The sequence below is a fragment of the Pseudomonas sp. 15C genome (assembly GCF_055484735.1).
In genome coordinates this window covers 1-5,781 of record NZ_JBUDGD010000111.1, presented here as the reverse complement: position 1 = coordinate 5,781, position 5,781 = coordinate 1, and the positions used below count along the sequence as shown (strand labels likewise).

The 5,781-nt window shown below is 62.0% G+C and carries 1 protein-coding gene and 2 pseudogenes; 2 read left to right on the top strand and 1 reads right to left on the bottom strand.

The genetic code is table 11. The features are described from left to right. Window positions 1–383: 383 nt before the first annotated feature. Window positions 384–743: a DUF6124 family protein gene (locus ACYYKW_RS26335; RefSeq protein WP_464991575.1), complete on the top strand. Its 360-nt coding sequence runs from the start codon at window positions 384–386 to the stop codon at window positions 741–743. Window positions 744–997: 254 nt separating this feature from the next. On the opposite strand, the pseudogene ACYYKW_RS26330 reads toward ACYYKW_RS26335, so the two are convergent. After that, window positions 998–5,680, bottom strand: a pseudogene (locus tag ACYYKW_RS26330) (beta strand repeat-containing protein); the annotation flags it as partial. Between ACYYKW_RS26330 and ACYYKW_RS26325 the strand changes: the two are divergent. Next, a pseudogene (locus tag ACYYKW_RS26325) lies at window positions 5,680–5,781 on the top strand (transketolase); the annotation flags it as partial. The pseudogenes ACYYKW_RS26330 and ACYYKW_RS26325 overlap by 1 nt on opposite strands.

Genomic DNA, 5,781 nt, shown 5'->3' with positions numbered 1-5,781 from the left:
ATGTGGGAGCGAGCCTGCTCGCGAAGAGGCCATCCGATTCGGCGCAACTTTTCGATTTAAACGAAGGCGTTTAAAAGACACCTCCAGACACGCCTTCCAGGCTACAAACCCTTGCGCCATTGCCTACAGCCAAGCCAGAATCCGCCGGCTTGTGCGCTTTGGGGTCGGGTTCTATTGTGGTCCAGTCGCTGAATGTTCAGTGATCGGGTTTAGCAGCCCGGGTTATCTCTAGACGCACAAAATCCGTCTCCGTTATGGCGGCTTTGCGTGGGGCACTTCGGTGCGCCGGGTTCTAGAGTCCTGGTCTGCTAACCCGCGTACAGCCGCCACCTCCTTCGTTAGCAGCGAACGGTGGCAGCTTCACTACTCTAGAGGCTTCAACCATGACCAAACCAACGCCAAACCCACCCGCAACCGACCCCACCTCCCCCTACGATTCCCTCGACTCCACCAAACTCCACGAGGCCGCCGACCGCGCCCTCGATCACTACCTTTGCCCGCCCGGTTCCCCTCCACCGCCGCGTAAAAAACGCACGATGTACGCCGTGACCGCTGACTTCAAAAACGAGGAACTGCTGGCCAACGCCTGCGAAACCCTCGCCTCGGCCAGAACCATCGCCAATGATTTCGCCAACCTCATACCCGCCTCGCAGCGCAGAACGCTGTTGGGGATTGCGCAGTTGATCATGCTTGGCGAGCTGGCGATGAATCGGGTGCTGGATAATCTGGAGTTGCCGCAGTAGCGCCACCCTCCACTGATCGTTCCCACGCTCTGCGTGGGTACGATCAAGCGTGGGAACGATCAATCGGCAGCTGTTGGTTCGGTGCCAGTTCTGGCCCCTTCGCGAGCAGGCTCGCTCCCACATTGTTGACGGTGTTCCCATGTAGTAGCGAGCCTGCTCGCGAAGCCTGACGTATGAGCAACGCAGCACCCTCAGGCAGAAAAAAACCGCCGTCCGGATAACCGGGACGGCGGTTTTTTCGTTTCAGACTGCGCTTACACCGTATCCACCTTCAACGAGTGATCATTCAACATCCCGCTGATGATCGTCGCCGTGTCATGCCCGCCAGCCACCATGCCGCCCGCGCCCGGTGTCACGCCGTAGTGACTGGCAAGGTTGACGCCGGCCAGATCAATCGTCTGGTTCGGCGTGGCGCCGGCCATGGCGCTGACGTCGATGCTGGTCATCACCGAAGCGCCGCTGCCGCTGACGGTGAAGTGCAAATAGTCGTCCAGCGAGGCGGTGCTGGCGTTTTCGCCTTGCAGCAGTTGCGACAGGTCGAGCTTGTCGGTGCCGGGGGTGAAGTCGGTGATCAGGTCGTGGCCGCTGTTGCCCTTGAGCCACTGGAAGGTATCCGCCCCGGCCCCGCCGGTCAGGGTGTTGTTGCCCAGGCCGCCGATCAGCAGGTCGTCGCCTCCGCCACCGTTCAGAGTGTCGTTGCCGAGGCCGCCGTTGATCACGTTGCTGTTGTTGTCGCCGGTGAGGCTGTCGTTGAAGTTGGAGCCGAGCAGGTTTTCGATGCCGGTCAGGGTATCGCTGCCGGCGCCCAGGGTGTTTTGCGCGCCGAGCAGGCCGAGATTGACGCTGACGCCGGCCGTTGCGTGAGCGTAGCTGGCGGTATCAATGCCAGTGCCGCCGTCGAGCAGGTCATTGCCCGCGCCGCTGTAGAGCAAGTCATTACCGGCGCCGCCGTGCAGCTCATTGTTGCCTGAGCCTGCGGTGAGCACATCGTTGCCGTCGCCGGCATTGATGATGTTTTCGCCGTTGCCAGCCACCAGTACATCGTCGCCTGAAGTGCCGGTGAGGATGTGGCCGTCCTGATAACTGATGCTGACGTTGGCCGTGTCGCTGCCGCCGTGGTTGTCGCTGACGGTGTAGGAGCCGTGATAATCCGCCGTAACGTCATGGGCGCCTGCGTAGTTCAACGTCATGGTCAGTTGATAGCTTTCCGCCCCGTTCGGGTTGCCGTTACCCGTGGCGTTGGCGATGTTGGTGATGTGAATCTGGTACACGCCATCGGCTGACGCTGTGAGGGTCTGCCCGTCATTCAGGGCAATCCAGGCACCGCCATTGAGCGAGTACTCCATGCTGATCCGACCGGGATCGAGGTTGTGATCCAGGTTGAGGGTTTCACCCTGGCGCAGGTTGACGGTAATGCGGTCTTCGTCGTTGGCGTTGCTGTTGCTCACCGAGCCGAGATACCCCGTGACAACGAGCACGGCGGTCATGGTCGCGGCAGTGGCATTGAACGAGTTGCGTACGTTGGCAAGACTTTGGTTAGCGGCGTTGTTGTTCGGGTTATTGAAAAGGATCGCGCCCGAGCCGGTGAAGTCCGCCGCTTTTGAAATCCAACCGGTGTTGAAACTGGTCGGTGTGGCGTTGAGGACATCGCCGTTCGGATCGGTGTCGTTGGCCAGCAACAGTTCGCCCGGCACCACGATGTTGCCCGACAGCACGTTGGTGATGACGTGATCGTCCATCGCCACCGGTGGCGCGTTGGGAATCACTTTCACGGTCAGCGTCGAGCTGGCGAGGTCGCCGTCGTTGTCGCTGACGGTGAAGCCGATGTTCTCGGTGATGACCACCGCGGTGGTTTTCTGCGAGATGTAGGTGTACTCGCCGGTGTCGAGGTTGATCAGCAAGGTGCCGCTGTTGTTGGTGGCGATGGTCAACGTGTTGTTGGCGGTGTTGAAGGTGCCGTGATTGGCGCCGCCGCTCGCGGTCAACGAGCCTTGGCCGCCGAGGGCTTTCGGATCGTAGGTGTAGGTGGTGCCGTCGACCACGATGGACTTGATGAAACCGCCATCGGCGCCGAACGAACCGCCCTCGCCGAGCAGCGAGCCGGTGACCGGGGCGCCCTGCACCGTGCCGGACAATACCGAGTTGAGCTGATTGAGGTCGGTGACCACCACTGCGTTGGTGTCGGTGTGGCTGATGCCGTCATAGGCCAGCGGGTCGAGGTTGGCGTTGCTCACGCCGCTGCCCAGGCCGATCGCGTAGTTCTTGATGTTGTTGGCATCGAGGAAGTTTTTCAGCGCTGTTTCGTCGGCCGTACCGATGTCGCCCTCGTTGGGTTTGCCATCGGAGAAGAAGTAACCGACGTTCTGCGCCCCGGTCAGTTTCCCCGAGGTGTTGAAGGCGCTCTGCATCACCGCCACCGCGGCGTCGTAGTTGGTACCGCCGCCGGCGTTGAGCCCGGCGAGCAGGTTTTTTGCCGTGGCGACGTCGACCCACACCGAGGTGCGATCGGTGGCGCCGCTGCTGAAAGTGACGAGCTGCACTTTCACATCGCCGAGGTCGTCGTATTTTTCGAGCAAGGCGCTGATCGCCTGCTTGGCCAGGTCCAGTCGCGACAGACCAGGTACGCCAGAGGGGTCGGCCATGCTCCCGGAAATATCGAGGACGATGAGAACGTTGGAGTCGATTTCCACCGCCGCCACCGAGCGATCCGATGCCACGGCTTTGGGCACGTCGTCGACGATGTTGACCACCAGCGTGCTGGTGGTGCTGTTGCCCAGCGCATCGGTGGCTTGGTAGGTGAAGCTTTCGCTCAGGGTGTTCGGTCCGTCGTTGGCGCTCGGCGTGGTTTTCGGCGCCGAGGTCAGCGTGTAGGTATAGGTGCCGTCGGCGTTGAGCTGCAGCTGCCCATAGCTGCCGGTGGCGCTGCCGACCAGGGTATACGTGATAGCGCCCGTTCCGCCGGAGACTGCCCCCACCAGCGTGCCGGTCGCGGTTTCGCCGCTGTTGGCTGGATCGCTACCGGTCACCGTGCCGGGCGCCAGATCCTGGCCATCCTTGGTCAGGTCGAGGGCTTTTTCATAGACCGTCACATCAGAATCGCTGGCGGCTATCAGGCAGCTGTCGTGCACGTCGATGGTGATGGTGGTGGTGCTTTCGTCGCCGTCGGCATCGCGTACGGTGTAGGTGAACACATCCACCGCGCCCGGGCCGTTCACCACGTTGGGATTGCTGTGATAGACGGCGTTGCCGTTGGCGTCGAGGGTCAGGTAGCCGTAGGTACCATTGATCTGCGAATTCAAACCGCCGATGGCAGAAGAGGAAGTATCGGCGCCGGCACGCACGCCAACCACCGCGCCGCTGATCGCCGGACCGTCAGCACCGCCCACATCGTTGCTGAGGACATTGCCACTGACGGTGTCGCCCTCCGCAACCGAAGCCGCATCCGGGTTGGCCGCCGGCAGATCGTCGACGATGTTGACGTTGATCTGGCCGCTCGCGCTGCTGCCGTCGGTATCGGTAGCGACAACGGCGAAGTTCTCGGTGAGGCTGTTGGCGCCGTTGGCATTCGGATGCGTTTCGTTATCGACCAGGGTGTAGCTGTAACTCACGACACCGGTGGCCGGGTTGTAACCGGTGACGGTGAAGGTGCTGCCCAGTGGCGAAACCACCGATTGCGGGAAGCCGGCGGCGACACCGTTGGTCACCACGGCGATGCCACCGACGGTCATGGTTTGCAGGCCATCGAGGGCCGAGACCGTGAAGGTCCCGCTCTGGGTCAGAGCCGGTGTGTCTGGGCTGCTGCCATCGCTGAGGTTTTTCTCGTAGACGGTGAGTTCGCCGCCCTTCACATCGAGGCCATCGAGGCAGATTGGGTCGTCGTTGTTATGGATGTTCAGCACCAGATTGGCCGTGCTGGTGTCGCCGTCGGCATCGGTCAGTGTGTAGGTGAAGGTCTCGCTGCCGTTGCCCCCGCCGCCGAGGTTTTTGAAGTCCACATCGTTGGTGTTAAGCGTATAGGTGTAGGTGCCGTTGGCGTTGAGCACCAGCGTGCCGTAAGTACCGGTGAAGGTGCCGGGGGTAATCGGTCCGGCATTCGGTCCGGTCGCCACCACGTCGGCGCCTTGCACATCATTGATCAGCACATTGCCGGTGAGGCTCAGCTGGTTTTCCGAAGCGGTGTTGGCGTTGCTGTCATTCAATGCTTTCGGCACGTCGTCGACGACGCTGATCACAATCGTGCTGGTGACGATGTTCCCCAGTGAATCAGTGGCCTGATAGGTGAAGGTTTCCGTCAGGGTGTTGGCACCGTCGTCGGCCTGTGGCGTGGTGCTCGCCGGCGAGGTCAGCGTGTAGGTGTAAGTGCCGTTGGGGTTGAGCTGAATCTGCCCGTAGTTGCCGCTGGCGCTGCCGACCAGCGCATAGCTGATCGCGCCGACCGCGCCGGTGACCGAACCGACCAGCGTGCCGGACGCGGTTTCGCCGTTGTTGCCCGGGTCGCTGCCGACCACACTGCCCGCCGCCAGATCCTGGCCGTCCTTGTTCAGATCGAGGGCTTTTTCATAGACGATGACATCGCTGTCGCTGACCGCTTTCAGGCAACTGTTATAGACATCGATGGTGATGGTGGTGGTGCTTTCATCGCCGTCAGCATCACGCACGGTGTAAGTGAACACGTCCACCGCGCCCGGGCCGTTCACGGTGTTGGGATTGCTGTGATAAACCGCATTGCCGTTGGCGTCGAGGGTCAGGTAACCGTAGGTGCCGTTGATCTGCGAATTGAGGCCGCCGATGGCTGATGTGGAAGTGTCGGCACCGGCGCGCACGCCGACGACCGCACCCGTGACCGCCGGGCCGTCCGCGCCGCCGACGTCGTTGTTCAGCACGTTGCCGCTGACCGTGCCGCCCTCCTTCACCGACGCAGCGTCGGCGTACGCGCTCGCGCCACGCGCTGCGCATGGGCCAGGTTCAGGGCCAGGGCTACGTCGGTCAGGCCCTGGGCGCCGCTGACCTGCTCGCTGTCTCGTATTTTCATGCGATG